Source organism: Proteus sp. G2674 (assembly GCF_009915195.1).
In the GTDB taxonomy this organism is placed as follows: Bacteria; Pseudomonadota; Gammaproteobacteria; order Enterobacterales; family Enterobacteriaceae; genus Proteus; species Proteus mirabilis.
On record NZ_JAABLS010000017.1, the window covers coordinates 167,057 to 191,441 of the forward strand.

Below are 24,385 nucleotides of genomic sequence, written 5' to 3' on the forward strand. Positions count from 1 at the left end.
GCTCCTTTAAAGGTTTAATCAAGAGAGAGGAGAAAGTTTAATTTCTTGTGGAATGCCAAAGTAACTGGTGAAAATAAGTTCGGTATTATCCCCAGAAACGTTATATTTTACCTCACTGTCTTGAGCTGTGGGTTGCCATTTCCCTTTCACTGTCACATTAATGGTGACGGGGGTTGCCGCTTTTTGGCGAGTCATATTTAAATCAGGTGTTACAGCACTCACCGTCAGTATATTTCCTTCCTGATGTGTCATAACAATGGACGGCTTATCGACTTTTTTGATCCATTTATCGTCAATGACTGCTGGTTGATAAAATGCATAACCTGTTATTTGACTGAGTTTATCGTAAATAATATGTACATCTTTATCTTTACGAATAACTTGGTATAACCCATTGTTAGCACGGAATTTCTCGGCTAGTTGCGCCATTTTTTCCGGTGTTGCATCTAAGAAAACCATGTACTCATAACTATGATCTTTGGGTTGAATACCGTGGTCGATCCATGCGGAGCTAAAATTTCCTTGCGTGGGTTGACGATTTTTATTTTCAGCCGAAGTCTGGTGTTGGCGGCTGACATTCACTTTTTCTGCTTGAGTAATTAAATAACCGTTACCATTACTATCGATTATCCAATCTCCTTGTTTTAGCGTAGTTTGATAAGGAAAACCTTCTATTTTTTGGCCATTAATCCAAATAGTGTTTAACTCAGGCGTAATAGCATGTTGGAATAACGTTGTTTCCACAGGGTGATCTTTATCGCTGCTATTAATATTGCTACCGACAAAAATTAAATGGTTATCCGCCGCTAAGACGGTTTTTTTAGCGGTAAAGTTAGCATCAAAACGCGCAAGATTAGCGGGATAAAGAAGATCAAACGCCATCATGCCATATTTTCCTTCAAGGGCTGATGTGCCGCTAAATCCTCGCTCACCTCGTTGCATTAAGGTGTGTGGGTTAGGGCTATCAAGTTCTTTAAGCGGAAGATGAATGGTTGTGGCGCCAGGCATTCTATTCCAATCCCAGCCTTCTTGCTGATAGCCTTGTGAAAGTTGAGAGCCATTGCGAACGATTTGAGCAACACCATGACTTTGATAACGGCCATAACGGTTATCTTTATTGTAAATTTCAGATGACCATACATTGGTATTATAGGCTTTTAATGTCACCATTTTGTCTTGCCAACGGTGAATACCAAAGGCACCACCGTTAAAGGCATAGAACCCTTGAGGAAGGGACGCTGGCGTTATCTCTTCACCAAAAATAGTGGGAGATTCATTTCGCGATTTACCACTAATTGCTAAATAAATAGATGCTAACTGTTTATCTGGTGCTGGTTGGGCAGACATCGCGAGCCAATAGTAACCTTGTGCTATAGATTGTAGGGAAGGTGAGTTAAAGGGGTGCCTTCCCGCTAAAGGTAAGCCAACTTCAGGATTACTATAGATCCATGCTGAAATCATTGCCTTTTTTAGGTTATTCCAGCCACTTTCACCTACAGCAAAAGGTGTTTCTCGTAATAAATAAATCAGCTGTGAGGCATTTTTAAATGCTGGGAAAGAGTAGCCGGGATAATTACCTTCATGTCGCCATGCCGTACCATCAGGACGCAAACCGTCTTTACTCCCCGGTGGTACTTGAGTTAAGGCACCAGTGATATAATGACTAAAAGAATTGACTAAGTTAATACGTTTTTGATCATCGGGTTCAAGTAATAATAGCGCTAAATGTTGACGAGATAAGGTATTAAAATAGTCTAAATCAGAGCTATTTGTGCCAACTTTCATATCAAAACTACTTTTAAATTCTCGTGAATACCAAAGTAGAGAATCATAGACTTCTGTCTGTAGATTAGCTTCTTTTAGTGCATCAGCCATTAATAATGTAGAGATATACCACCAACGTGAACTATATCCCCAGTGGTGAGTGGTTACTAGGGCACTACCTTTGACAAATCCTTGATCTAATAGATGCTTGGTCATCAAGAGGTACATCTGTTTTAGCTGTTCTTTTTGTGTTGGATCTTTTTCGAGCACATAAGCACGGCTAATATTAAACATTAATGTGGTGTAGTTACCAAGAATGACGTAATTATCAAAAAGTTGCTTGTCTTGAGAATTAAGCTGTTCTGGCTGATAGATGATAGTTTGTTTATCGGTGATAAGATGTCGACCTTGCATTCCGCCATCCGAAAGAGGGCGAATATTCAGTGCCTCAAAATCCGTTTTTAGCTTGCTGATATTCTCTTCTAAAGCAAGATTCGTCTCTTTTTCACCACCAACAAATTCATTGATAAGACGTTGGCGAATAAGATCTATCGCAGCTAAATTTTCTGGTGTTACAGGTAATTGAGGTTGTACAGTGTGAAATTCAATTTCCGGCTCTGATAATCGTGTTTTTATTTGATAATCAGACCATTGGTAACGGGCGTCATCAATAGAAAACATAATACGGTCGATATAGATTTCACCCTGACTGATATTAGAAGGGGCTTTAAAACGAATGCTGTCGACATTCGCACCTAAAGAGCGACCAATACTATCTTGAGTACCATCGGATGATGTATTTGTTGCATTTAAAGTCATCTCACGATTTTCAAGATCGTTATTTAAAGAGATACCAATAGCACGCCAGCCAGTGAAATTTAGTTTTACTTTAAAACCAGCTTGGGCTTCGCTGGTGGCATTGAGCTTTTCCCCTAAATCAACAGTGAGATAACCATCAATAGGTTTTTCGTTGTAAAGCCAAAATGATAAAACAGGTGTAGAAGCGCGTCCCCATGCTTTAGAGGCTTCTTTATCTGTGGGAACTATAAGCTTTTTATGTAAAGTAAAACTACTGCCACCTTTCCATTGCCATAAAAGGGATTGGTTTCCCATAATGCTACGTTTATCAGATAAAGTTAGTATTGAATTTTTATCTGATGAAAAATCAGCTAATGGATCACTTTGTGCAAAATGATAGATTTCTGATTGCATAAGATGATTGGGATCAAATGCAGGATTGCTGGTGGCAGCAATAACATGATAGGGGGTTGATAATAACCCCAATGTCATTGCAAGCGCAGTAAAACGAAATATCGGCATTATATTTTCTCCTTAGAAACGCTGGCTAACAGTAAAGCCGATACGCCCTTCATTGAATTTGTCATAACGCTGATATCCCATTGTTGTACCTAAATTTAACGATTGGGTAATATCAAGGTTTGCACCTAATTCAGCACTAATGATGTCACCACCAACGGTATTTCCTTTAATATCGAAGGTGCTTCCTCCAGTATTAAAATAGGTAAGGCTGTGGCGTTGATTAATATCGTTATTACCTGCAATATCTTTGATATAACGAAGGTTAAGAGAAGGGGTTAATTTGCCATAAGAGGTTTGGTAGTCATTCCATAAAGCAACAGAGCCACCTAATTGATTAACTGCGTAGCGTTGGCCATAAGTACGCATAGATAATGTAGAGCCTGTTTCTTCCCAAGAATCAATATTGAGCCATTGATATTGGTAAGTTAGCATCGGTTTAATATGGATAAAATCAAAATCCAAATAGGTGCCAGCGTTAATCTGATAGCCTAATTGCACACCAGAGTAGTCACCTTTTGCTTTGGTATTTCCTTGCCATCCCGTATTACCACCGATATCCCTCTCACTATCGACAGTGTAATAACCAATATTTAAATTACCGTTTAAGAATAATGTATCACTATACCAACCGGCATAAGGCATAAATTCAAAATGGCTAATTTCTTTGCTTGCATTACGTTGTTTAGCATCGGCTTTAGCGTAGTTATATGCTAAAGAAACGCCAATTAGCGCATCTTGATTTATTTCATAATCAGTACCGATTTGAATACCAGTGCGATAAGTATTGTAGCCGTTAATTCCACCTTGTTGACTTTGCGTACCATAACCGTACAGAATATTTGCCCAGCTATTCCAACCTATTTCTCTTTCTTCAATGGGGAGCTGATTATCATAGCGTAAGTAGCGATGAGCAATATTGTTGCGCATATCTTCAACCATGATTAATCCTGCTTGAATATCACTACCGTCAGCAATGGGCGCCAGATCATTTGATAGTGCAGCAATATTATTATCATTATTACCAGCGGCGACTAATAAACTTAATGCTTCATCTGAAATCTGGCTACGTGTATTATTAAATTCATTTAATACTGTTGGAATAATAAAATTAGCTGCTGCTAATCCATTCTCTGTGACATTGCCACGTTCAGCAGCGCTAATAAAATTATCCCCCCCTTCGTAGCTAATACCATAACGTGCAATTAATTGATTACCACTGACACCACCGCTAATATTTGGTGGTGTCGTTTCTAACCATGAATCTGTTTTTTCTAATAAAGGTGAAATATCTGGCGCTATGGCATTTGCATCAGTCACTGTAATGCCCGCTTCATCTTTAATTGCCGAGTCTGAAGCAATTAATACAATATCTTTATTAATGATGTTATCAACACTGGTGCCTTTAAAATCAAGTTTTGCTTGGCTACCTTTTTTAAAGGTGACATCGCCGGTAACATGTAAGATAGTTTCATCAGTATTGGTATTATCATCAAGGCGGAAAATAAGCTGGCTATTTTCCTTATTCATGAAGTTACCTTCCCATTGAATGGTTTTATCTTTACCTTGGATAGTTAAATTGCCATGGTTTTCAATTAAAGGAACACCGGTAATTTTATAGCCGTCAAATAATGCATTTTGTGCTCCTCCCTGATAAGCAAAATTGATTTTGGTATCCACATGATTATTCCCTAAAATATCACCGTGGATCTCGCCATTAACATCACTTCTAAAGCCTGTTTTTAAAGTGCTAAAATCAATCGCTGCGGTTTTTCCTCTGATAATAGCACCATCTCGGATATAAACACCTGTTCCTCGTTTAGGAAAGTTACCTTCAACTAATATTGCTGTACCATTTTCACTAGTAACGTTAGCGCCATTTAAATTAATATTACTACTAAAAGTAGCGCCCTGATTTATTTTAATTGCATTTGCTCCATTACCAGTAACAGTAATGTTTTTTGTAATTGCTTGAGCTTTATATTCTGTTGATGAGCCATTAAATACTACACCGTCACCTTGTGATACATTAACATCTTTATTTATTTGCGCTGTATCGCCATTATTAATGTTTACGGTTTCACAAATGTTTAAAGTACTATCGCAATCAGCCGCTACGGCTGAGCCATATATAGCTGAAAGGACAGCAGCACTTAAAAATAACAAATTTTTATTTTTCATGAGATATAACCTTATGACTATTATATGGTTTTAATTATTAGAAAGTTGCTCTTACCGATACTTTAAAATAATCTTGAGTTGACTTGCTGCCGTTATTTTTATTCTCAACACGCTCATTATAATATTCTGTCATAACACGCCATTGAGGAGATATTTGGTAAGCCATTTGTAAGGTATAACGAGTCATATCTTTATCGATATATTCACCTTTATTTGTTCTGTCTTCTATTTTTCCAAAAATAGACTTACGCATTGAGGGAGAAATAATAACACCGATAGGTGTCGTCCAGTTTACATACATACGTAATTGCTGGTTGTGATTTGTTTCTTTTGTATCATACTCTTCATGTCTTATTGCTTGTTTCCCACCATCAAAATAAGCCACTGTTGTATTTAGATTCGGGGTGATAAAGTAGCGAATACCGGGTTCAATTTCCCAACCTAAATAATCCGTATTAGTGACGCCATTACTTCGTTTGTCCTCTTTTTTTTGTAATCCAAACAAAACACTACCGGTTAAAACCCAGTCTTTATTAATAGGAAATTGATAATTTGTTTTTGATTCATAAAAGTCGATAGTTAAACGGCTACCATTATCATAGTTAGTTAAATCTTGACGTATTTTTAATCCTGGTTGTATCCAACCATTATTTAATTTAAAACGATAACTACCTTGTAAATCATAACGCTGATAACGATTTTTATTGTCATGTTCACGCTGACGAAAACCGACGTCAAAATACCAGTTCGATTTGTCTGGATTAATATTAAAATCAACACGATAACCAGAATAGTTATTCGATGTATCATAATCAGCAGATTCCCACGAGAACATCGCATTAACTGTTGCTGCGTGAGAATGAAAAGAAGTTAAAGCTAAGCCAAAAAGAGGTAAGAAAAGCACAATACGAAGTTTGTTCATGGTCTATATCCAATTCTTTATTCGCTTTTATTTATATCTATTTTTAGATGTAGGACGTCTTCCTTTTATTTTATTAAAAGGATTTTTATATTAGCGAATTAGGTTTATATATAGCGCCATAAGGTTATGGCGCAGATATTTTTATTATTTTTCTTCACATATTGATATTTTTTTATTTAATTTATTCGTTGTCGCTGTAATAAACTCAGTCGCTCTCCAAGAATCTCCTGTTTTTTCTAACCAAGGGGTTAATTCTTCTTTAATTAATTTATCAATTAAAGGCATATTATCTTTGGCAATATTTTTCATTTGATATGGATCGTTCACATTGTCATATAAAGTATATTTTAATGGTTGTCCATCTTGCCTATCTATCACCAAAGTATGAGTTTTGGTTCTTACACCTCGTTTACCGAATGAAGGTTCACCATAAGGAATAAAAAGATAAAGCTGAGAGTTTGCTGTGTCGCCTTTGCCTGTGATGACTCTATCCGCAAGATCTGTGCCTTCTACTGAATCAGGGATCCATTCTGATAAACCAAGTAACCCTAAAATAGTTGGGTAAATATCAGGTGCTGACATTAATGCATCATCAAAACCTGGTTTGATTTTACCCGGTAAGCGAAACATCATAGGGACACGCATCGATTCTTCATATGGATTATTTTTTGTTGCTTGTCCATTTGATCCTAAGCAACTGCCATGATCAGAGAAGAAAACGACGAGAGTATTATCTGCAAGGCCCTGTTTTTCTAATTCATCGACAATGCGACCAAATTGCTCATCAACACCGTTGACCATTGCCATATATTCTTTGAAATATTGAGGCCCATAACCTTCTTGATATTCACTGTCCCACTGTACATTAGGGCGTGTATTTAACTCTTTTGATGTCTTACCTTGATAAGCATCGAGGTATTTTTTCGGTACTTGATCATAAGGAGAGTGAGGTGGGTTCATTGAAACCACTAATGCAAATGGTTTTGAATTATCTCTAAATTGATTATTTTCATTTTTGAGGAACTTGATTGCCATATCGGCTTCATGTTCAGGCCCCCATTGATCGATATAAATCGGTTTATCACGAGGTGTATCGTTTGCCCAATACATCGGTTTCAAGTGTAAGTCATAAGTACCATAAGAGTACCAAAAATCAAAACCATGACGCCTATCTGGAGCAGCCCATTCATTCCAATAACGACCTTCCATTGGATTATTGTAACTTTCAATAAAAGGCTCATAGGGGGCATCAAGGTGCCATTTGCCAATATACCCAGTGCTATAATCTAAGGATTTAAGTACGTCAGACCAGCATTTTGCGTAAGGAGACAAGTCAATACCTACTTTTCCACCGTAATCATGGGCATTACCTGTGATACCATTACGCACAGGGTACTGACCTGTCATAAACATGCCTCGAAAAGGGGAGCATAGAGGGTAATTTGATGCCATTTGTGTCATTACTTTGGCTTGTTTGGCAAATTTATTAAGATTTGGTGTAATCGATGGATCTTCCCCCATAAACTGTAGAGCATGGGCTCGCATTTCATCAGGAAAAACAATTAATAAGTTAGGTGCATTTTCTGGTCGAGTGCGTTTGCTTGCTGTAAAGTCACCTGAAGTAGCAAGAGCAGGTGTAGAAACAGAGATTGCAGCCCCACTGGCGGCAAGACCTTTGATAAAAGTTCTACGGGAAACAGTCATTGCTTCCTCCTATTTTACGTTTGCTTTCGAATTGGTGGTATTTATCTTATTTATACTTTTATGTAAGATCAAAAAGTAAGTTAACGAAAGATCTAGAATTGAAGGAGAGATCACAGAATGGTGTCAAATTGTAAGCAATTTGATAGAGAAAAGTCGGGTTCAAATATTGTTAATAATTATGAGTTAATTTATGAAATACCAATAAGCTATTGATTTTTAATTAATTTTATATATAAATTGATTTTTGTTATAAATAATACTCATTATCACTGTTCGATATCGTAACTCATTGAAGAATACATATGCGTACTTTTTCTTTCATTTGTTTTCATTATCCACTAATTACCCACCATGCTTTTCCTTGAAATTGAAAATTTTCAACAATATTCATACCCAATTTTTGATGTGCTTTTAGCGAACGGATGTTTTCACTATTAATAAATGCAATCGGGCGACCACCTTGTAACGCACAAATATATTGGTCAAGCTCGGTTAATAGCGATTTTCCGCGGTATGATTTATCAATACATACAGGACCGTAAAACCAATTATGGTATGTAAGGCTAGGAAAACGTCGATTAATTTCTTGAGCAATAGGTGGAAGAGAAAAAGAACTGATCGGAAAGCTGAAAACAACCGCTATAATCTGTTCTTGGTCAGTTGCGACTATGGCATTGGTACTACTTTGGTACATAGCTTCAACTTTATCGTGTGGATAATCACCATATAATCCACCTTGCTGTGACTGTGAGTTTTCTTGTAGTAATGAAGTCACTGCTTTGATATCAGCGAAGGTCATTTTTCGTAATGGATAACTCATGTTGTGTCTCTTTCAGTTATGGAGAATTATGTCATTATAGGAAAAATGTCACTATCACAAAAGGGAATAAAAACAGAAGATAATCTTATCTTTTTAATAAGTGTTATGCATTTATTTTATTTAGAAAAATATTGTTAAGCAGCAATAAGAATACTACTGCTTAAATAATAAAAACTTTCTTATTAAGTGGTGAGGCTAATTAATAAGATCACCAGCCATAAGCTAATCCGCCGCCAAAAATAAGCTCTTGTTCACTATTAATTGATGAGTTAAATCGAAATGCTATATCATTATTTGGCTGATATTGGATACCTCCAGCAAGTGCTATGCCAGTACGATAATTACTAATACCGAGGCCACCACTAAAAGTATGATGAGTAAGATAAGGAATATTGGTCATAGCAATTGAGGAAGCAATACCTGCATAGACTTTTTTTTCTAATGAAATAACTTTTTTATCCAGTGCTTCAATTGCATCGGTAATTGATGCTTGGCGTCTTCGATAATAATCATCAAATTCATGGATGGTTTTTTTGATGGTGTTTAAGTTATTATTAGTTTGATTTCTAAAAACATTTATTTGGCTATCAGTTAACCTTTTATTTTTACTAAGTAGTGCTTTTGTTTGTGCCAGATTGACTGCATCAGTATTATTTTTACCTTCACTGACATTGGTGAGTCGTGCTGTTTGTTTCTCTTCACTATTACCAAATGAAACCGTATTTTCCTCATTGGCTAATGCACCATAACCAATAGCAACCGAACGAGTATTGGTGGCTTGGCTATTGATACCTATAGCAGTGGCACCGCTGCCGGATGCTTGACTATTGTCACCGAGTGAAAAACGGGCAAGATTATCATGGTTGGGAGTTAGTGAATTATCTATATTTGATGTTGGTAAGGTATTAGCGTAAGAGAGAGTAGGGAATAAAAAAGACACTAAAAATATTTTTTTTAATAGCATGTTATTCGTCCTGTAATGGATAACAGAGTTGCCAATAAATGCTAAATGATTCTTTTTCTCATCACAATCTAGAATAAATGAAATCACTCTTAAAATTAATTTTGTTTAATATAGCATGCTATTTAATTTATTTTTATTAATTATTATTTATTCTATTTTTAATAAAACCGCACCTTATATAAGATGCAGTTTTAAATAATATGTTAATGGCTCTTTTTTCTAAAAGCGAATGCAACTGAAAGTGCTTGTAGTAAACATAATGTTGAGGTTTGAGAACGAAACATTTTTATTTGTGCTTCTTTTACAGTTAAACAAACATCACTTAGACTTGCTAATGGGCTTATGGGGCTATCTGTTACAATAATTTGTTTAGCCTCTTTATAAGCTGCAATCTCACACATTTTTTGCATTTCTTCTGAGTAAGGGTGGAAATGGATGCCAAACAGCACATCTCTATGTGTAATATTCCTAAGTTGTTCTTTATACATTCCCCCTAGGCAATTAACAAAGACGGTTTCACAAGAGATATGAGAAAGCGCGTGAAAAAAATAGCTCGCAGCACTAAAAGAATGGTGAAAACCACCTATATAGATAGTTTCTGCATACTCAAGTAGTTGTATAGTTTTATTTAACATATCCTTATGGGTTTGATGAGCTAACTGTTGCAAAGCGTGGCTATTGGCTTGTGCAAACTCTTGCAGAATATAATCTGGCTCATTTAAGTTTGGTGGTTCCTTTTTGTATTGCTGCTTATAGGTTAATTTTTCATTGTCCATTTCACCCATTAAATGACGTTGAAATAAAAGTTTCATTTCATTAAATCCTTTGAAATGAAATGCATTGGCAAAACGGATTAATGTTGATGGAGGAACATTTGCTTTATCTGCAAGGATCGCGATTGTATCAAATGCTACACTGTTTTTATTATCCAAAAGATAATGTGCAACCTGCTGTAGCCTTTTACTTAATCCATTATAGCGGGAGCGAACTTGTTCCTGTAGTTCATTCAGATTTGTTGCAGTAGACATAGTGCCCTCAATAAAAATACGGCTACAATTGTAGTGTTTTTTCAAGTCAAATTGAATGTTTTTAGTTAATAACTATTAAAATGAAATCATGAGTTAATTTTAATTAAATAAATAACCTAAAGGTAATTATTCAATGTTAAAATCTCTATTCGTGTTAAAAGTAAGATGGTTTATTATCATAATGTGAAACTATTTTTTTGAGTTTAACTTTGGGTGAAATAATTATTTCAAGTCTAAAGTAAAACCCATTATATTATTTTAAGTCTTATGGTGGGCTATTTTTTATTTGTGATTGTGTTTTTTAATTTATTTTAAATTTAATTTATTGCCATATTTTAAGTCGTTTTGTTGGTGTTTATTACTAATTTAAAATAGATTAGTGTTTTTGTGCGCAATAGCTAATATTTATAATAGGTTACTTGCCTTATTAGATAATAATAGTAATTTATTGCTATCTTTATTTTAAATTATCTTGAAGGCTTAGATTGTTGTATGGATAGTGAGGATGTTTGGTTTTATTTCTTGATGTGTTATTTTCATGAACACTATTCTGAACTTATTTCAGTTATTTTTATTATTAGCTTTATTGGAATTATTTGGGGTATTATTCATGAAATGCGCTGGCTATCTGTTTTTTTTACGCTACCACTGTTAATTTTTGTGGTTGGCCTCATTTTTTCTAATTCTTGAGTTTAGGCGATGTTAAGTAAATCATATATAGCTTTATAAATTTTTTCGATATTAAAATTAACTGACTCGCCTATTTATTCTCATTTCATTTCGCTACTTTTCTTTTATCGTAACAATATTAATACAGTAATAATATTAAGTTAATTTTTTGTTACACCTTCGACTTTACTGTTACATAAATCGCCTATATACTGTTTTTTGTATATATTATAATCAATAATTATATTGATAAATTAATCAATAAGGCAACTAATAAGCGATAATGACTCATTGATTATTATTGAAAAAGATAAACAAATAATTTGTTGAATTTTAGACTAACATTTTATATTTAATCTACTAATATAGTTAACAGCTTGTTAATAAAATATCGATTGAGGATCATTATGCAGTGGCGGAATACATCTACTCGCTATGGGCACTTGTCGCTTCTTTTACATTGGGGGACAGCATTAACCGTCTATGGCATGTTTGCCCTAGGATTGTGGATGGTAAATTTAGGCTATTACGATAGCTGGTATCATTCAGCCCCTGAAATACATAAAAGTATAGGGATAATTCTATTTATTGTTCTTCTTTTTCGAGCAATTTGGCGTTGGATTTCTCCTCCACCAACAGCATTATCCAGCTATAGCCGACTTACTCGCATTAGTGCCCATGTGGCTCATATGCTGTTATATCTAATTTTATTTGCCATCATTATAAGTGGCTATTTAATTTCTACTGCTGATGGGCAGCCAATATCTGTATTCGATTGGTTCTCAGTACCTGCTGTTTTCACAGGGGAAGGGGAGCAAGCTGATTTAGCCGGTGATGTACATCTTTATTTAGCCTGGGCGGTTGTTGTGTTATCGCTACTACATGCCGCGGGTGCATTAAAACATCACTTTATAGATAAAGATATTACATTGAAACGTATGCTTGGCATAAAAACACAATAATTAAATTTATATTACCCTGTTAATAACAATATTATGATTATGGAGAGAACAATGTTTAAGAAGGCGTTATTGAGTTTAACTGCAGGTGCATTATTATTTAATGCTAGTTCAGCATTAGCGGCTGATTATCAAATTGATAAACAAGGGCAGCATGCTTTTGTGCAATTTCGTATCCAACACTTAGGTTATAGCTGGTTATACGGCACATTTAAAGATTTTGATGGAAGCTTTACTTACGATAAAGAAGATCCTTCAAAAGATAAAGTCGATGTTGTGATTAAAACGGGTAGTTTAGATACTAATCACGCTGAACGTGACAAACACTTACGTAGTGCTGATTTCTTTAACGTCAGTAAATATCCTGAAGCTAAGTTTGTCTCAACCAAAGTGACTCGTGATGGTGAAAATTATACGGTGACGGGTGATTTAACACTTAATGGCGTTACAAAACCAATTTCACTAAATGCAAAATTAATTGGTGAAGGTACTGATCCGTGGAAAGGGTATCGCGCTGGTTTTGAAGCAACAGGTAAAGTTAATCTGAAAGAGTTTAACTTTAAATCAGATTTAGGACCAAAATCGCAAGAAGCAGAATTAATCATTTCTGTTGAAGGTGTGAAAAAAAATTAAACGTAGCGAATATTGATAAGCAATAATTTGCGATATCACCTAATAGATTAAAAACTGATGCTTTTAGCATCAGTTTTTTTTACTTAAGATACGTAACTTGTCTTATACTTACTTAAGAAAATTTCTGTAAGATAGATAAATCGTTATTAATTATTAGAGAGTTTATTTTTTATAAGTGATAAAAAAGTGGTCAAAATGAGGAAAATAAGATTAAGCTTATCTAATAATTTAAAGGTGAAAAATTATGCTAAAAAAATTACGACATACTTTATTAAGTACATTAATTATTTCAGGTACCTTTTTAAGTAGTATAACTACGGCGCAAGCTTGTACCCGAGTTGTTTATTTAGGTGAAAATAACCAAATAATTACTGCTCGTTCTATGGACTGGAAATACGAAATTGGTACTAATTTATGGATATTCCCTCAAGGAATGCAACGTTCTGGTGAGGCTGGTGATAATTCAATTCAATGGCAATCAAAATATGGTAGTGTGATTGCATCAGGTTATGATATTTCTACTACTGATGGTATTAATGAAAAAGGATTAGTGGCTAATTTATTATGGCTTGCTGAATCAGATTACCCAAGTTATTCCAAAGATAAGCCTGCAATGGCTATTTCTGCATGGGCACAATATGTATTAGATAATTTTGCTACTGTTGAAGAGGCGGTAACTGCTTTAAAAGATGAGCCTTTTATTGTCTTAACAGACAAAGTACCCGGACAGGATAGAGTCGCAACGTTACATTTATCATTGTCTGACAGTTCTGGTGATAGCGCAATTATTGAATATATTGATGGTAAACAGGTGATCCACCATAGCCGAAAATATCAAGTGATGACTAACTCCCCTATATTTTCTGAACAGTTAGCATTAAATAGCTATTGGCAGCAGATTGGTGGTACGGTAATGTTACCGGGTACTAATAGAGCATCGGATCGTTTTGCAAGAGCCTCTTTTTATATTAATGCTATTCCTAAATCGCAATCGAGCAAAAAATCACTTGCCAGTGTATTTGGGGTGATCCGCAATGTTTCGGTGCCTTATGGATTAAGTACCGTAGAATCTCCAGAAATATCATCGACTCGTTGGAGAACTGTCGCTGATCATAAAAATCAGCTCTACTTTTTTGAATCTGCATTATCACCAAATACTTTTTGGGTTGATTTGAAACAAATTGATTTTTCAAAAGAAACAGGAAAAGTGATGATGTTAGCGTTAGGCCAAGAGCAGTCAACGATTTATTCAGGAGATGCAAGCTCTCAGTTTAAGCCAGCGAAACCTTTTAAATTTAAAGGGTTAGAAAATATACCAATACAAAATTAATAGAAATTAGATAAAAATGAAGTTATCGGCAGTCGTTAATTTTATGGAGACATCGTCTTTTAGCAGAAAGATGATGTCTTTCTTATTGATCTTGAATAGTCTTTTTATTATTTACTCGATATTACTTTCTCGTGGTGTTTATCTTGATTGGGAAATACACGGTTTTGCTGACTGGCTAAAATCGTTAGGTATATTGAAATTACTTGATATTCCTAAAGTGATGTTAGCGAGTGCACTTATTTTGCTCTCTTTCTTTATGTATATGGGGGCGCGGATTGCGTGGTGCGTTTCATTAATATTATTAGTGACGATCGTTTTTTTAGATGTCGCGGTTTATCACCAAGCTGGTACTCAAGCCTATACTTCATTAGCATTAGCCATTGTATTGGTTATCAGCCGGCGTGCTTTTCCTCATCATAGCTTAACCAGTGCCGGTTTTGTTGCTTTTATCTGTACGATTTCGCTACTGTGTTTCTCTATGTTAGGCAGCCTCTATATTGGTGATGAATTTAAACCACATATCACAACGTTAATGGATGCTTTCTACTTTTCCATTGTCTGTATGACAACACTTGGTTTTGGCGATATCGTTCCTATCTCAAGTAATGCGAGAATGTTTACCCTAACAGTGGTTATTTTGGGGATCACTGTTTTTACGACTTCTATTGTTTATGTGATGGGATTTTTGGCTCGTGGTACTCGCGATATTGTGAAGAAAAGGATCGCTAAAATGCATGATCATTTTATTATTATTGGCTCTTCAATGCTGGCAGCACAATTAGAGAAAGGGCTTAGAGAGCAAGGTAAACCGGTTATTGCGATTTGTTCGGATAAAAAGCAAGCCATGTATGATAAAGAAGCCAATATTATTGAAGGTGATCCAACCAATGTAAAAACATTACAAACGGCAAATATTCGCCAAGCGAGTTGGGTGGCGACGTTATCTGAAAGTGATGCGGAAAATACCTTTATTTTATTAACTATTCAAGAGTGTCCAGACCTTCAAGCAAAATTAATCACTATCATTAATAAAGATGAGAATAGAGAAAAAATAAGTCGATTACGTCCAGATATGCTGTTGTCTTTAGCTTCGTTAGGCAAAGAAATTATGATGAAAGTCCTTTGTGGTGAATCTATTAATTCGTCTGATGTTACTGATTTATTAATCAATAAATATTTAAAATAAGCTATGTCAAAAAATCACCCTTTACCTAAGAGAGTGATTACAATAAGATGTATTTAAAATGCATCTTAAGAGAGGTTGAATTATGGAACTTGTTACGTATAAAACGCTACCTGAATGGCACTTAACAGCGATCCCTTTAGCATTATTAGAGCGTCATAACACAAAAGAAGGCACTTATGCGCAAATGCGGATATTACAAGGGAGTATGACATTTGTGCTATTTAAGGATGATGGAGAACAAGTGTTCTTAGAGTGTGATAGCGAAAATCAGCCTCCGCTTATTCAACCTCAGCAATGGCATAAAATCGATAAAGCGAGTGATGATGTACTTTGCCAGCTCTCTTTTTTATGCACTCCCGAAGATAAATTTTTTAAAGAAAATGATTTGTCATTACCTCATTCAGAAGTGCGTTATATGGCAACGTTGACTACCCCATGTAAAGTGCTTGATTTAGGCGCAGGACGTGGTCGTAATAGCTTCTATTTAGCATTACAAGGTTATGATGTGACCGCATTAGATATTAATGCCGCTCATATTGATGCGATTGAAGCCGTCAAAGCTAAAACCGGTTTAGCGATCAAAAGCGGCTTATATGATATTAATGAAGCAGCCTTAAATGAGAAATACGATATTATTATTTCTACTGTGGTTTTGATGTTTTGCCAGCGTCAACGTATCGCAGATATTATTAAAAATATGCAGGAGTGTACAAATCCAGAGGGGATTAATGTCATTGTTTGCCCTGTTGAAGCAGCAAATAGTGGATCTGCTGAAGTTCCTTTCAAAACCTTCTTGCGCCAAGGTGAGTTAGCGGATTATTACCAAGGCTGGGATATTATTAAATATAATGAAAATCCAGGGCATCTACATAAAACTGATGCTAATGGTAATCGTATTCAACTTAATTTTGCGACATTAATTGCGCGTAAAAAATAATAAATAGATGGTGAGAAAAATACCCTCGTTAGATCACAGCGAGGGTATTTTAGTATTTGAAAACTATAGGGGCTCTTTGGGAGCCTCTGTTTTTTCTTTGGCTTCTGAGCGTTGTAGTATTCTTTCGAGTAGAACCGTATAAATAGGTCGCCCGCCTAATAATTGCGCCAGCATTGTTGCGCCAAGACAGGTAATTATCATCGGCAAAATAAGTTGATAGTTATCGGTCATTTCTAAAACGAGTACAATCCCAGTTAGTGGTGCTCTTACCGTTGCGGCAAATAAAGCACCCATTCCAGCAATAGCAAAAGTGCCAATTTGAATTTGATAATCGGGGAAAAGATAGGTTGCCATTAATCCAAAAGCGCTACCAAAGAGTGTGCCTAAGGCTAATGTGGGGGCAAAAATTCCTCCTGGTGCACCGGAGGAGAAGCTGATAATGGTGGTGATGGTGCGTAACACAAAAAATAGTAGCAGTGCAGTTAACGAATATCCTCCGGTACTTAATGCAGGAATAATACTAAAACCGCCTCCGGTTATTTCAGGAATAATCAACGCAAGTAAACCACATGCACCACCAATCACGCCACCGGCTAAAACAAAACGTGAGGTTTTATCTTGATAAAAATGTTGGAATTGTGTTTGAACATAAAACAGTAATTTACTAAAAATAACCCCAACAACACCAAATAACATTCCTAACACTAAATAGAGCCACAGTGTATTCATCGGCGCTGAAGAAAATTTACCTATCTGTATGACGCCTCCTTCACCATTAATTAGGCGAAATACAATACAAGACATGATCACGCCAATGAAGACGGATTTAATAGAGATAAGATTATATTTAAATTGTGGTCTCATCTCTTCAATAATAAATAGAATGCCTGCCAAGGGAGCATTAAAGGCAGCCGTTAAACCGGCAGCAGCCCCTGTGGCTAATAGTGTTTGGCGCGTTCCTTTATCTTTAACGCGAGAGACATCATTAACGAGTTGACCAATATTAGCCCCTAGTTGCACTGTGGGGCCTTCACGACCAAGTACCATACCTGAGCCTAAGGTACCGATACTGGCTATAAATTTTACTGGTAATACCCGCCACCAACGAACTGGCCGAATATCTATCATTGCCCCTTCGATTTCCGGTATACCTGAACCACCAGATTCCGGTGAAAACTTTTTCACTAAGTAGTAGCCACTCATGGCTAAAAGAGAGGAAACAAGTAACGTGCCAATAGCCAAAAGATAAGGGTTGGTTAATACCTCGGCTAATTTATCTTGTCTTAAATGAATGACCCAGCCAACGGCTTTTTCAAATAGTACCCCAATTAATCCGGCTAACGTACCGATAATGGCGGAAAGAATAAGCGTTTTCACCGGGGCAAGGTTAGTTTCTTTCGCTTTTCTAAACCAATTAAAGCGTTGTTGATTTTGCGATTTTTTGATCGTGTTTCGCTGATACATAATTTATGTTTTATATATAAATAACAATGTATCTAATAATAGCGTAATTTAATCATCAAGTGATATTTCTCACATAATGTAATCAATTTCATAATTAGTCGGTTTTTTTTCTAGCATATTTCCTTTTTTTCATCTTTAGTGTATCTGATAACAAAAAATATATATTTACATAACATTTGGATAAAAAGGGTAACGTATGGATTTCATCACAAATATATTAAGCGCTATTAATGGCGTGGTGTGGGGAGTACCGATGTTAGTCGGTATTCTAGGCATCGGTCTATTTATGCAGTTTAGACTCTCTTTTCTGCCAATTAGAAAATTAGGTACAGGATTTAAACTTTTATTTGAGAAAAATGATAAAAGAGGTGAGGGGCAAATCTCACCTTTTAATGCATTAATGACGGCGCTTTCTGCCACTATCGGTACGGGCAATATTGCTGGAGTCGCTACAGCGGTTGTATTAGGTGGACCGGGAGCGCTATTTTGGATGTGGATGACTGCTTTAGTAGGTATGGCGACTAAATATTCAGAAGCTGTGTTAGCGGTACGTTTTCGTGAGGTTGATAAATACGGCAACTACGTTGGCGGACCGATGTATTATATTAAAAACGGTTTAGGTAAAAAATGGCTTTGGTTAGGAACGCTATTTGCTATTTTTGGTAGTTTTGCCGGCTTCGGTATAGGTAATACGGTACAGGCAAACTCAGTGGCGGATGTTTTGCAAAGTAATTTTGGTATTTCTACCACAGTGACAGCAATTGCATTAGTTATTTTAGTCGGTGCTGTATTAATTGGTGGAATTAAGCGTATTGCTGATGTTGCCGGTAAATTAGTGCCCATTATGACAGTAGGGTATTTTGGGGCAGGGATTGTCGTACTCGCACTGAATATTACTGCTATTCCTGATGCATTTATGTTGATTGTAAAATCTGCTTTCACACCGGTTGCTGCGCAAGGTGGGTTTGCAGGTGCGGCTGTTTGGGCGGCAATACGTTTTGGTGTTGCACGAGGCGTATTCTCCAATGAAGCAGGATTAGGTAGTGCACCCATTGCTCATGCGACAGCCAAAACACAAAACCCGATCCGTCAAGGCTTAATTGCTATGTTGGGGACTTTCATTGATACCATTATTGTCTGTTCTGTCACCGGATTAACAATTGTGATCACTGGACAGTGGCTGACAGGGCAAAGTGGGGCAACACTTACTGCAAGTTCGTTCTCTATGGCTATCCCTGGAGGTAACTATATTGTTGCGATCGCACTGGCTGTTTTTGCTTTTACCACTATTTTAGGTTGGAGCTATTACGGTGAGAAATGTGTGCAATATCTATTTGGACCGAAAGCCATTATGCCTTTTCGTATTGCATGGTTAATTGCCTTGCCAATTGGCGCGACTCAATCCTTAGAATTTGTTTGGTTACTTGCTGATACATTAAATGCGATGATGGCTATTCCTAACTTAATTGCATTAGCACTGCTGAGTCCCATCGTTTATCGTCTAACAAAAGACTATATAAAAGATGTTAATGCGGTTGATATTGATCTAAATGAACAAGTGAATTCTGTAAGCAAAAAAGAAGCAGAAGCGGAATAAACGCGTTTGTTTATCTAAGGCTAAATGACCATCTAAACGAATAACCGTATGTGAGCAGTTAATATTAGATATTAAGAAAAGCGCATACGGTTTTTTGTTGCTTACAGCAAATAAAAAGCCTTCTGGGGAGAAGGCTAAGAGATGAGTATAGATAATTATATTTATAAGAATATGCTTAACTAGAGGTTAATTATTCTTTGGTACTAATGAAGATGTTTTTCACTTGGCTATAGGCATCTAACATCATTTTATGCGTTTCACGACCTAAGCCTGATTTTTTATAACCGCCAAATGGTGCATGGGCAGGAAGTTCATGATAAGTATTTACCCACATACGGCCAGTTCTAACGGCTTTTGCAACTCGTAGTGCGCGGTTAATATCTTGAGTCCAGACACCACCACCAAGGCCATATTCAGAGTCATTAGCCATTTCAATAACATCTTCTTCATTATCAAATGGGATCACACATAATACAGGGCCAAAAATTTCTTCACGTGCGACACGCATTTGGTTTGTGGCATTGATAATAATGGTTGGGCGAACAAAAAAGCCATCATCAAACCCTTCACCCGTAATACGCTCACCTCCTGTGAGTATGGTTGCACCTTCTTTTTTGGCCAGCTCAACATAACCTAAAATGGTATCCATTTGCGCTTGGCTGACTTGGGTACCCATTTGTGTATTAGGATCAAGTGGATCACCAACACGGATACGCTCAAATTCTGCTTTTAACTCTTTTAAGAATGCGTCATGAATATCTCTATGTAAGAATAAACGGGAGCCAGATTCACAGGCCTGTCCTTGGTTCATTAATATCGCTAATGCGGAATATTTAACGGCTTTTTTCATATTCGCATCAGGGAAGACGATATTGGCTGACTTACCCCCCAATTCTAAAGTGGCTGGTACCATTTTTTTCGCCGCCGCAGCTGCAACGGTATAACCTACATTGGTTGAACCGGTAAATGCTAGTTTATCAATGTCTTGGTGTTCTAGAATAGCTTGTCCAGCAACAGATCCACGACCAGTAACAATATTTATAACACCGGCTGGTAATATTTCATTTAAAATACGACCTAGCTCTAATAATGAAAGTGAGGTGAGTGTGGCTGGATTAATAACAACGGTATCTCCAGCGGCGATGGCAGGGGCTAATTTCCAAGCAGCCATTAATAATGGAAAATTCCATGGAATAATTTGTCCAACGACACCAATGGGCTCACGAATAACAAGACTCAGGGTATTTTCGTCTAAGACAGCACTTTCATCGGTATGAGAGCGTATCACGCCTGCAAAATATCGAAAATGGTCAATAGAGGCGGGTAAATCGATGTTTTTCGATTCATTGAGTGGTTTACCGTTATCAAGAGACTCAATCCAAGCAAAACGTTCTTGCTCTTGTTCTAAACGATCAGCAATTTTTAATAATAGCGCTTGGCGTTGAGCAGGAGAGGTTTTACGCCAATGATCAAAAGCTTTACGAGCCGCTTTTACAGCGAGATCAACGTCTTCAGCTGTACCTGATGGATATTCACTTAATAATTCACCGGTTGCGGGACTATAGGTTTTGGTCGTTTGTTGCGATGTACTGGATACCCATTCGCCGCCGATTAACATTTTGTAGCTTTCTAAGGGACGAAATTCGGATGGAACATTATTTAATTTAATCATTTTTAATCTCCAGTGTAGGGGGAGTATCGTCAAATTCTATAGTTTCATTTCGTAATACTCGTACTATTAAAATATATCAATTGTAGTAATTTTATTAGCTATTGATGCAATAGGTAATATTAACTATCAAAAATAATAAATAGATATTATATATACAATGAGAACTAATTAATTTAATCGATTCATCTCACTCTTTTTTAGCTGAGATATAACAAGATCATCCCGTGCGACACTGCAACATTTCTTCTCAATTTCCCTGATAAGAAAAGCCCTTTACTTTGTTTACTTACCCTCTTACGAGGTGTGAAGCCAAATCAACAGAAAAAAAAGCAAGCTCTTAAGCACAGCAATAAATTGCGTTAGATCAAACATGGCGCAGATTATTTCATCTGACACTTTTCCTACTATAAAAATGGCGTATTCTTATGTTGCATATTTAATGCAACTTATAAAAATAAAGCGTCATCTTATAGAAGGAATTCGATATGTATTGTGTGCAATGTGAACAAACAATGAGAACACCTGTTGGTAATGGTTGTGCCTATGCACAAGGTATGTGTGGTAAAACAGCAGAAACCTCTGATCTACAAGACTTATTGGTGGCAGTATTAGAAGGGCTGTCAGCATGGGCATTAGCTGCGCGTAGTGTTGATATTATTGATCACGATATAGACAGCTTTGCGCCACGGGCTTTCTTCTCGACGTTAACCAATGTTAATTTTGATTCTGAACGTATTGTTGGATATGCCAAAGAGGCTATTTATTTACGTGAAAGCTTAAAATCACGTACGTTAGCCAAAAATGCAGCCATCCAAGTCGCTCATCCTAAAGCCGAAATTCAATTAGAAGGCAACGACTTAGCCAGTCTACAGAAACAAGCCCAACGCTTTGCATTAAATAATGATAAAGCGCAAGTGGGGGATGATTTACATGGTTTACGTATGCTTTGCTTGTATGGCTTAAAAGGTGCTGCTGCTTATATGGAGCATGCTCATGTTTTAGGCCAGTACGATGATGAAATTTATGCTGAATATCATCGTTACATGGCATGGTTAGGTACCGATCCTGCGGATATGAATGAGTTGCTAGACAATGCAATGGGCATTGGTCAAATGAACTTTCGTATTATGGCGTTATTGGATAAAGGTGAAACTCAAGCTTATGGTGATCCAACTCCTGTTTCCGTTAATGTACGCCCAGTAGCAGGTAAAGCTATTTTAATTTCAGGCCATGATCTGAAAGATTTACAGATGCTACTTGAACAGACCGAAGGTAAAGGCATTAATGTTTATACGCACGGTGAAATGTTACCCGCCCATGGTTATCCAGAGCTGAAAAAATATAAACACTTAGTCGGTAACTACGGAAGTGGTTGGCAGAATCAACAAAGTGAATTTGCAAAATTTCCTGGCCCTGTGTTAATGACATCTAACTGTATTATTGATCCTAATGTGGGGAACTATGGCGATCGTATTTGGACGCGTAGTATTGTTGGTTGGCCGGGTGTGAAACACATTAAAGGTGATGATTTCTCTGAAATGATTGAGCAAGCGCTCTCTTTAGAGGGATTTCCGTACAGTGAAATTGAACACTTAATTACCGTTGGATTTGGTCGTCAAACACTATTAAATGCGGCTGATACAGTGATTGATTTAGTTTCACAGAAAAAACTTCGTCATGTCTTCTTAGTTGGGGGGTGTGATGGTAGTCGTGGTGAACGTAGCTACTATACCGATCTTGCTCGTGCCATTCCCCAAGATTGCTTAATTATGACATTAGCTTGTGGTAAATATCGCTTTAATAAACTTGATTTTGGCACATTAGAGGGCTTACCGCGCTTACTTGATGTGGGTCAGTGTAACGATGCCTACTCTGCGATTATGCTAGCGGTTAATCTTGCAGAAAAATTAGGTTGTGGTGTAAATGATTTACCCCTGTCCTTGATTTTGTCGTGGTTTGAACAAAAAGCGATTGTTATTTTATTAACCCTACTCTCATTAGGGGTAAAAAATATTTATACTGGGCCGACTGCGCCTGCATTTTTAACCGATAATTTGCTCGCAATACTTAATGAAAAATTTGGTATGCGTGCGATCACCACGCCAGAACAAGATCTTCAAGAAATTCTTTCTGCTTAATTTATTTATTCATCATCATTGCCGAAGCCTAAAGGCTTCGGTAAGGAAGCAATATCCATGACGATGCCAACAGCTCTTTGTCCTAATCGTATGCAAGTTCACTCTATCCATCAGGAAACCCCGGAAGTGTGGACACTGAATTTAATTAACCATGATTTTTATCGTTATAAACCCGGCCAATTTGCACTAGTCAGTATTAATAATAGCGATGAAACAATGCGAGCTTATACGCTCTCGTCTTCTCCGGGATTAAGTCCTTTTGTCTCTTTAACGGTTCGTCGTATCGACAATGGGGTGGGGTCAACGTGGTTAACATCTCAAGTTAAGCCGGGTGATTATCTCTGGTTATCAGATGCACAAGGGGAGTTCACCTGTGCAGATAGAGAAGGAACGCGTTATTTAATGCTCGCTGCGGGGTGCGGTGTGACTCCCATTATGTCGATGACGCGTTGGTTGTTAAATAATCAACCTAAAGCGGATATCACGGTCATCTTTAATATTCGCGAACAGAGCCAATTTATTTTTGAAAAAGAGTGGTTAGAGTTAGCTAATGCTTATCCCTATAATCTCAATTTTATTATGATGCCTAAGTTGCCGGATGATAAGGGAATTTTTAGTGGACGTATTTCTCAAGAAAAACTAGCCGCTTTAGTGCCGGATATTGCCAGTCGTACTGTTATGTGTTGTGGGCCTAATAGTTATATGGAAGATACTGCGCGTTTTGCCAAAAATCTTGGTGTTTGTGCAGAGAATATTTTTATGGAACGTTTTGGTGATGAGCCAATGTGTGTTGATGAAGCACAACAACTTACTATGACTATTCGTCATCCGTTAAAGCAAATTAACGTACCGGTGGGGATGACATTATTAACAGCGATGGAAGAAAACAGTGTTCCTGTTTTGGCTGCTTGTCGTGCTGGAGTGTGTGGTAGCTGTAAAACACGCATTGTGAAAGGTGATTATGAGGTCACCAGCACCAGTACTTTAACTGCTGATGAGATAGCACAAGGTTATGTTTTAGCCTGTAGTTGTCGATTAACAGGTGATGTTGAACTAGCCTAATCATTCATTTTATTATCTATTCTTTATCTATCCTTCTA

17 protein-coding genes are annotated in these 24,385 nt (G+C 36.8%); 8 read left to right on the forward strand and 9 right to left on the reverse strand.

Annotation, left to right across the window (positions count from 1 at the left end; genetic code table 11):
* Positions 1-18: 18 nt before the first annotated feature.
* The 7 genes from GWI58_RS08205 to GWI58_RS08235 all read right to left on the reverse strand — a co-directional run bounded on the left by GWI58_RS08205 (position 19) and on the right by GWI58_RS08235 (position 10,700).
* Positions 19-3,084: a chondroitinase family polysaccharide lyase gene (locus GWI58_RS08205; protein ID WP_161769073.1), complete on the reverse strand. Its 3,066-nt coding sequence runs from the start codon at positions 3,082-3,084 to the stop codon at positions 19-21.
* Between the two features lie 12 nt (positions 3,085-3,096).
* The gene (locus GWI58_RS08210) at positions 3,097-5,262 is read right to left on the reverse strand and encodes an autotransporter family protein (RefSeq protein WP_017827203.1); all 2,166 of its coding nucleotides are present in this window, start codon (positions 5,260-5,262) and stop codon (positions 3,097-3,099) included.
* Positions 5,263-5,299: 37 nt separating this feature from the next.
* Positions 5,300-6,184, reverse strand: coding sequence for an OmpG porin family protein (locus GWI58_RS08215; protein WP_004244192.1), 885 nt, complete (start codon positions 6,182-6,184; stop codon positions 5,300-5,302).
* A gap of 144 nt (positions 6,185-6,328) precedes the next feature.
* Positions 6,329-7,888, reverse strand: a complete 1,560-nt coding sequence (locus GWI58_RS08220) for a sulfatase-like hydrolase/transferase (protein ID WP_004244191.1) — start codon at positions 7,886-7,888, stop codon at positions 6,329-6,331.
* 331 nt (positions 7,889-8,219) lie between these two features.
* Complete coding sequence (locus GWI58_RS08225) at positions 8,220-8,708, reverse strand: GNAT family N-acetyltransferase (RefSeq protein ID WP_161769074.1); 489 nt, start codon at positions 8,706-8,708, stop codon at positions 8,220-8,222.
* Between the two features lie 208 nt (positions 8,709-8,916).
* Entirely contained in the window at positions 8,917-9,672 is a 756-nt protein-coding gene (gene aipA / locus GWI58_RS08230; RefSeq protein WP_110229430.1) for a trimeric autotransporter adhesin AipA, read from the reverse strand.
* A 203-nt stretch (positions 9,673-9,875) separates the two neighbouring features.
* Entirely contained in the window at positions 9,876-10,700 is an 825-nt protein-coding gene (locus tag GWI58_RS08235) for a MurR/RpiR family transcriptional regulator (RefSeq protein ID WP_110229429.1), read from the reverse strand.
* A gap of 1,076 nt (positions 10,701-11,776) precedes the next feature.
* Here GWI58_RS08235 and GWI58_RS08245 point away from each other — a divergent pair.
* The 5 genes from GWI58_RS08245 to tehB all read left to right on the forward strand — a co-directional run bounded on the left by GWI58_RS08245 (position 11,777) and on the right by tehB (position 16,414).
* Positions 11,777-12,331 carry a cytochrome b gene (locus tag GWI58_RS08245; RefSeq protein ID WP_004244184.1) on the forward strand — a complete coding sequence of 185 codons (555 nt, stop codon included), beginning with the start codon at positions 11,777-11,779 and terminating at the stop codon, positions 12,329-12,331.
* A gap of 51 nt (positions 12,332-12,382) precedes the next feature.
* The gene (locus tag GWI58_RS08250; protein ID WP_004248606.1) at positions 12,383-12,961 is read left to right on the forward strand and encodes a YceI family protein; all 579 of its coding nucleotides are present in this window, start codon (positions 12,383-12,385) and stop codon (positions 12,959-12,961) included.
* 244 nt (positions 12,962-13,205) lie between these two features.
* Complete coding sequence (locus GWI58_RS08255; RefSeq protein WP_049197539.1) at positions 13,206-14,291, forward strand: linear amide C-N hydrolase; 1,086 nt, start codon at positions 13,206-13,208, stop codon at positions 14,289-14,291.
* 16 nt (positions 14,292-14,307) lie between these two features.
* Complete coding sequence (locus GWI58_RS08260) at positions 14,308-15,477, forward strand: NAD-binding protein (protein WP_017627913.1); 1,170 nt, start codon at positions 14,308-14,310, stop codon at positions 15,475-15,477.
* Between the two features lie 82 nt (positions 15,478-15,559).
* A complete protein-coding gene (gene tehB / locus GWI58_RS08265) occupies positions 15,560-16,414 on the forward strand; it encodes an SAM-dependent methyltransferase TehB (RefSeq protein WP_094959654.1) in 855 nt (284 codons plus the stop codon).
* A 63-nt stretch (positions 16,415-16,477) separates the two neighbouring features.
* Here tehB and clcA read toward each other — a convergent pair whose 3' ends face one another.
* Positions 16,478-17,878, reverse strand: coding sequence for a H(+)/Cl(-) exchange transporter ClcA (clcA, locus tag GWI58_RS08270; RefSeq protein ID WP_161769075.1), 1,401 nt, complete (start codon positions 17,876-17,878; stop codon positions 16,478-16,480).
* 196 nt (positions 17,879-18,074) lie between these two features.
* On the opposite strand from clcA, the gene GWI58_RS08275 reads away from it, so the two are divergent.
* Positions 18,075-19,475, forward strand: a complete 1,401-nt coding sequence (locus tag GWI58_RS08275) for an alanine/glycine:cation symporter family protein (protein WP_004244176.1) — start codon at positions 18,075-18,077, stop codon at positions 19,473-19,475.
* A gap of 190 nt (positions 19,476-19,665) precedes the next feature.
* Here the strand turns inward: GWI58_RS08275 and GWI58_RS08280 are convergent, their stop codons facing one another.
* On the reverse strand, positions 19,666-21,147 hold the full coding sequence (locus GWI58_RS08280) for an aldehyde dehydrogenase family protein (protein WP_004244174.1): 1,482 nt from the start codon (positions 21,145-21,147) through the stop codon (positions 19,666-19,668).
* A 485-nt stretch (positions 21,148-21,632) separates the two neighbouring features.
* Here GWI58_RS08280 and hcp point away from each other — a divergent pair, with 485 nt between their 5' ends.
* Both hcp and hcr read left to right on the forward strand, forming a co-directional pair.
* Complete coding sequence (hcp, locus tag GWI58_RS08285) at positions 21,633-23,285, forward strand: hydroxylamine reductase (RefSeq protein ID WP_004244173.1); 1,653 nt, start codon at positions 21,633-21,635, stop codon at positions 23,283-23,285.
* A gap of 57 nt (positions 23,286-23,342) precedes the next feature.
* On the forward strand, positions 23,343-24,347 hold the full coding sequence (hcr, locus tag GWI58_RS08290; protein WP_004248592.1) for an NADH oxidoreductase: 1,005 nt from the start codon (positions 23,343-23,345) through the stop codon (positions 24,345-24,347).
* The last annotated feature ends 38 nt before the right edge of the window (positions 24,348-24,385 follow it).

Coding starts and splice junctions, on each gene's coding strand:
- GWI58_RS08205 (WP_161769073.1), bottom strand. CDS start 3,084: ATGCCGATATTTCGTTTTACTGCGCTTGCAATGACATTGGGGTTATTA.
- GWI58_RS08210 (WP_017827203.1), bottom strand. CDS start 5,262: ATGAAAAATAAAAATTTGTTATTTTTAAGTGCTGCTGTCCTTTCAGCT.
- GWI58_RS08215 (WP_004244192.1), bottom strand. CDS start 6,184: ATGAACAAACTTCGTATTGTGCTTTTCTTACCTCTTTTTGGCTTAGCT.
- GWI58_RS08220 (WP_004244191.1), bottom strand. CDS start 7,888: ATGACTGTTTCCCGTAGAACTTTTATCAAAGGTCTTGCCGCCAGTGGG.
- GWI58_RS08225 (WP_161769074.1), bottom strand. CDS start 8,708: ATGAGTTATCCATTACGAAAAATGACCTTCGCTGATATCAAAGCAGTG.
- aipA (WP_110229430.1), bottom strand. CDS start 9,672: ATGCTATTAAAAAAAATATTTTTAGTGTCTTTTTTATTCCCTACTCTC.
- GWI58_RS08235 (WP_110229429.1), bottom strand. CDS start 10,700: ATGTCTACTGCAACAAATCTGAATGAACTACAGGAACAAGTTCGCTCC.
- GWI58_RS08245 (WP_004244184.1), top strand. CDS start 11,777: ATGCAGTGGCGGAATACATCTACTCGCTATGGGCACTTGTCGCTTCTT.
- GWI58_RS08250 (WP_004248606.1), top strand. CDS start 12,383: ATGTTTAAGAAGGCGTTATTGAGTTTAACTGCAGGTGCATTATTATTT.
- GWI58_RS08255 (WP_049197539.1), top strand. CDS start 13,206: ATGCTAAAAAAATTACGACATACTTTATTAAGTACATTAATTATTTCA.
- GWI58_RS08260 (WP_017627913.1), top strand. CDS start 14,308: ATGAAGTTATCGGCAGTCGTTAATTTTATGGAGACATCGTCTTTTAGC.
- tehB (WP_094959654.1), top strand. CDS start 15,560: ATGGAACTTGTTACGTATAAAACGCTACCTGAATGGCACTTAACAGCG.
- clcA (WP_161769075.1), bottom strand. CDS start 17,878: ATGTATCAGCGAAACACGATCAAAAAATCGCAAAATCAACAACGCTTT.
- GWI58_RS08275 (WP_004244176.1), top strand. CDS start 18,075: ATGGATTTCATCACAAATATATTAAGCGCTATTAATGGCGTGGTGTGG.
- GWI58_RS08280 (WP_004244174.1), bottom strand. CDS start 21,147: ATGATTAAATTAAATAATGTTCCATCCGAATTTCGTCCCTTAGAAAGC.
- hcp (WP_004244173.1), top strand. CDS start 21,633: ATGTATTGTGTGCAATGTGAACAAACAATGAGAACACCTGTTGGTAAT.
- hcr (WP_004248592.1), top strand. CDS start 23,343: ATGACGATGCCAACAGCTCTTTGTCCTAATCGTATGCAAGTTCACTCT.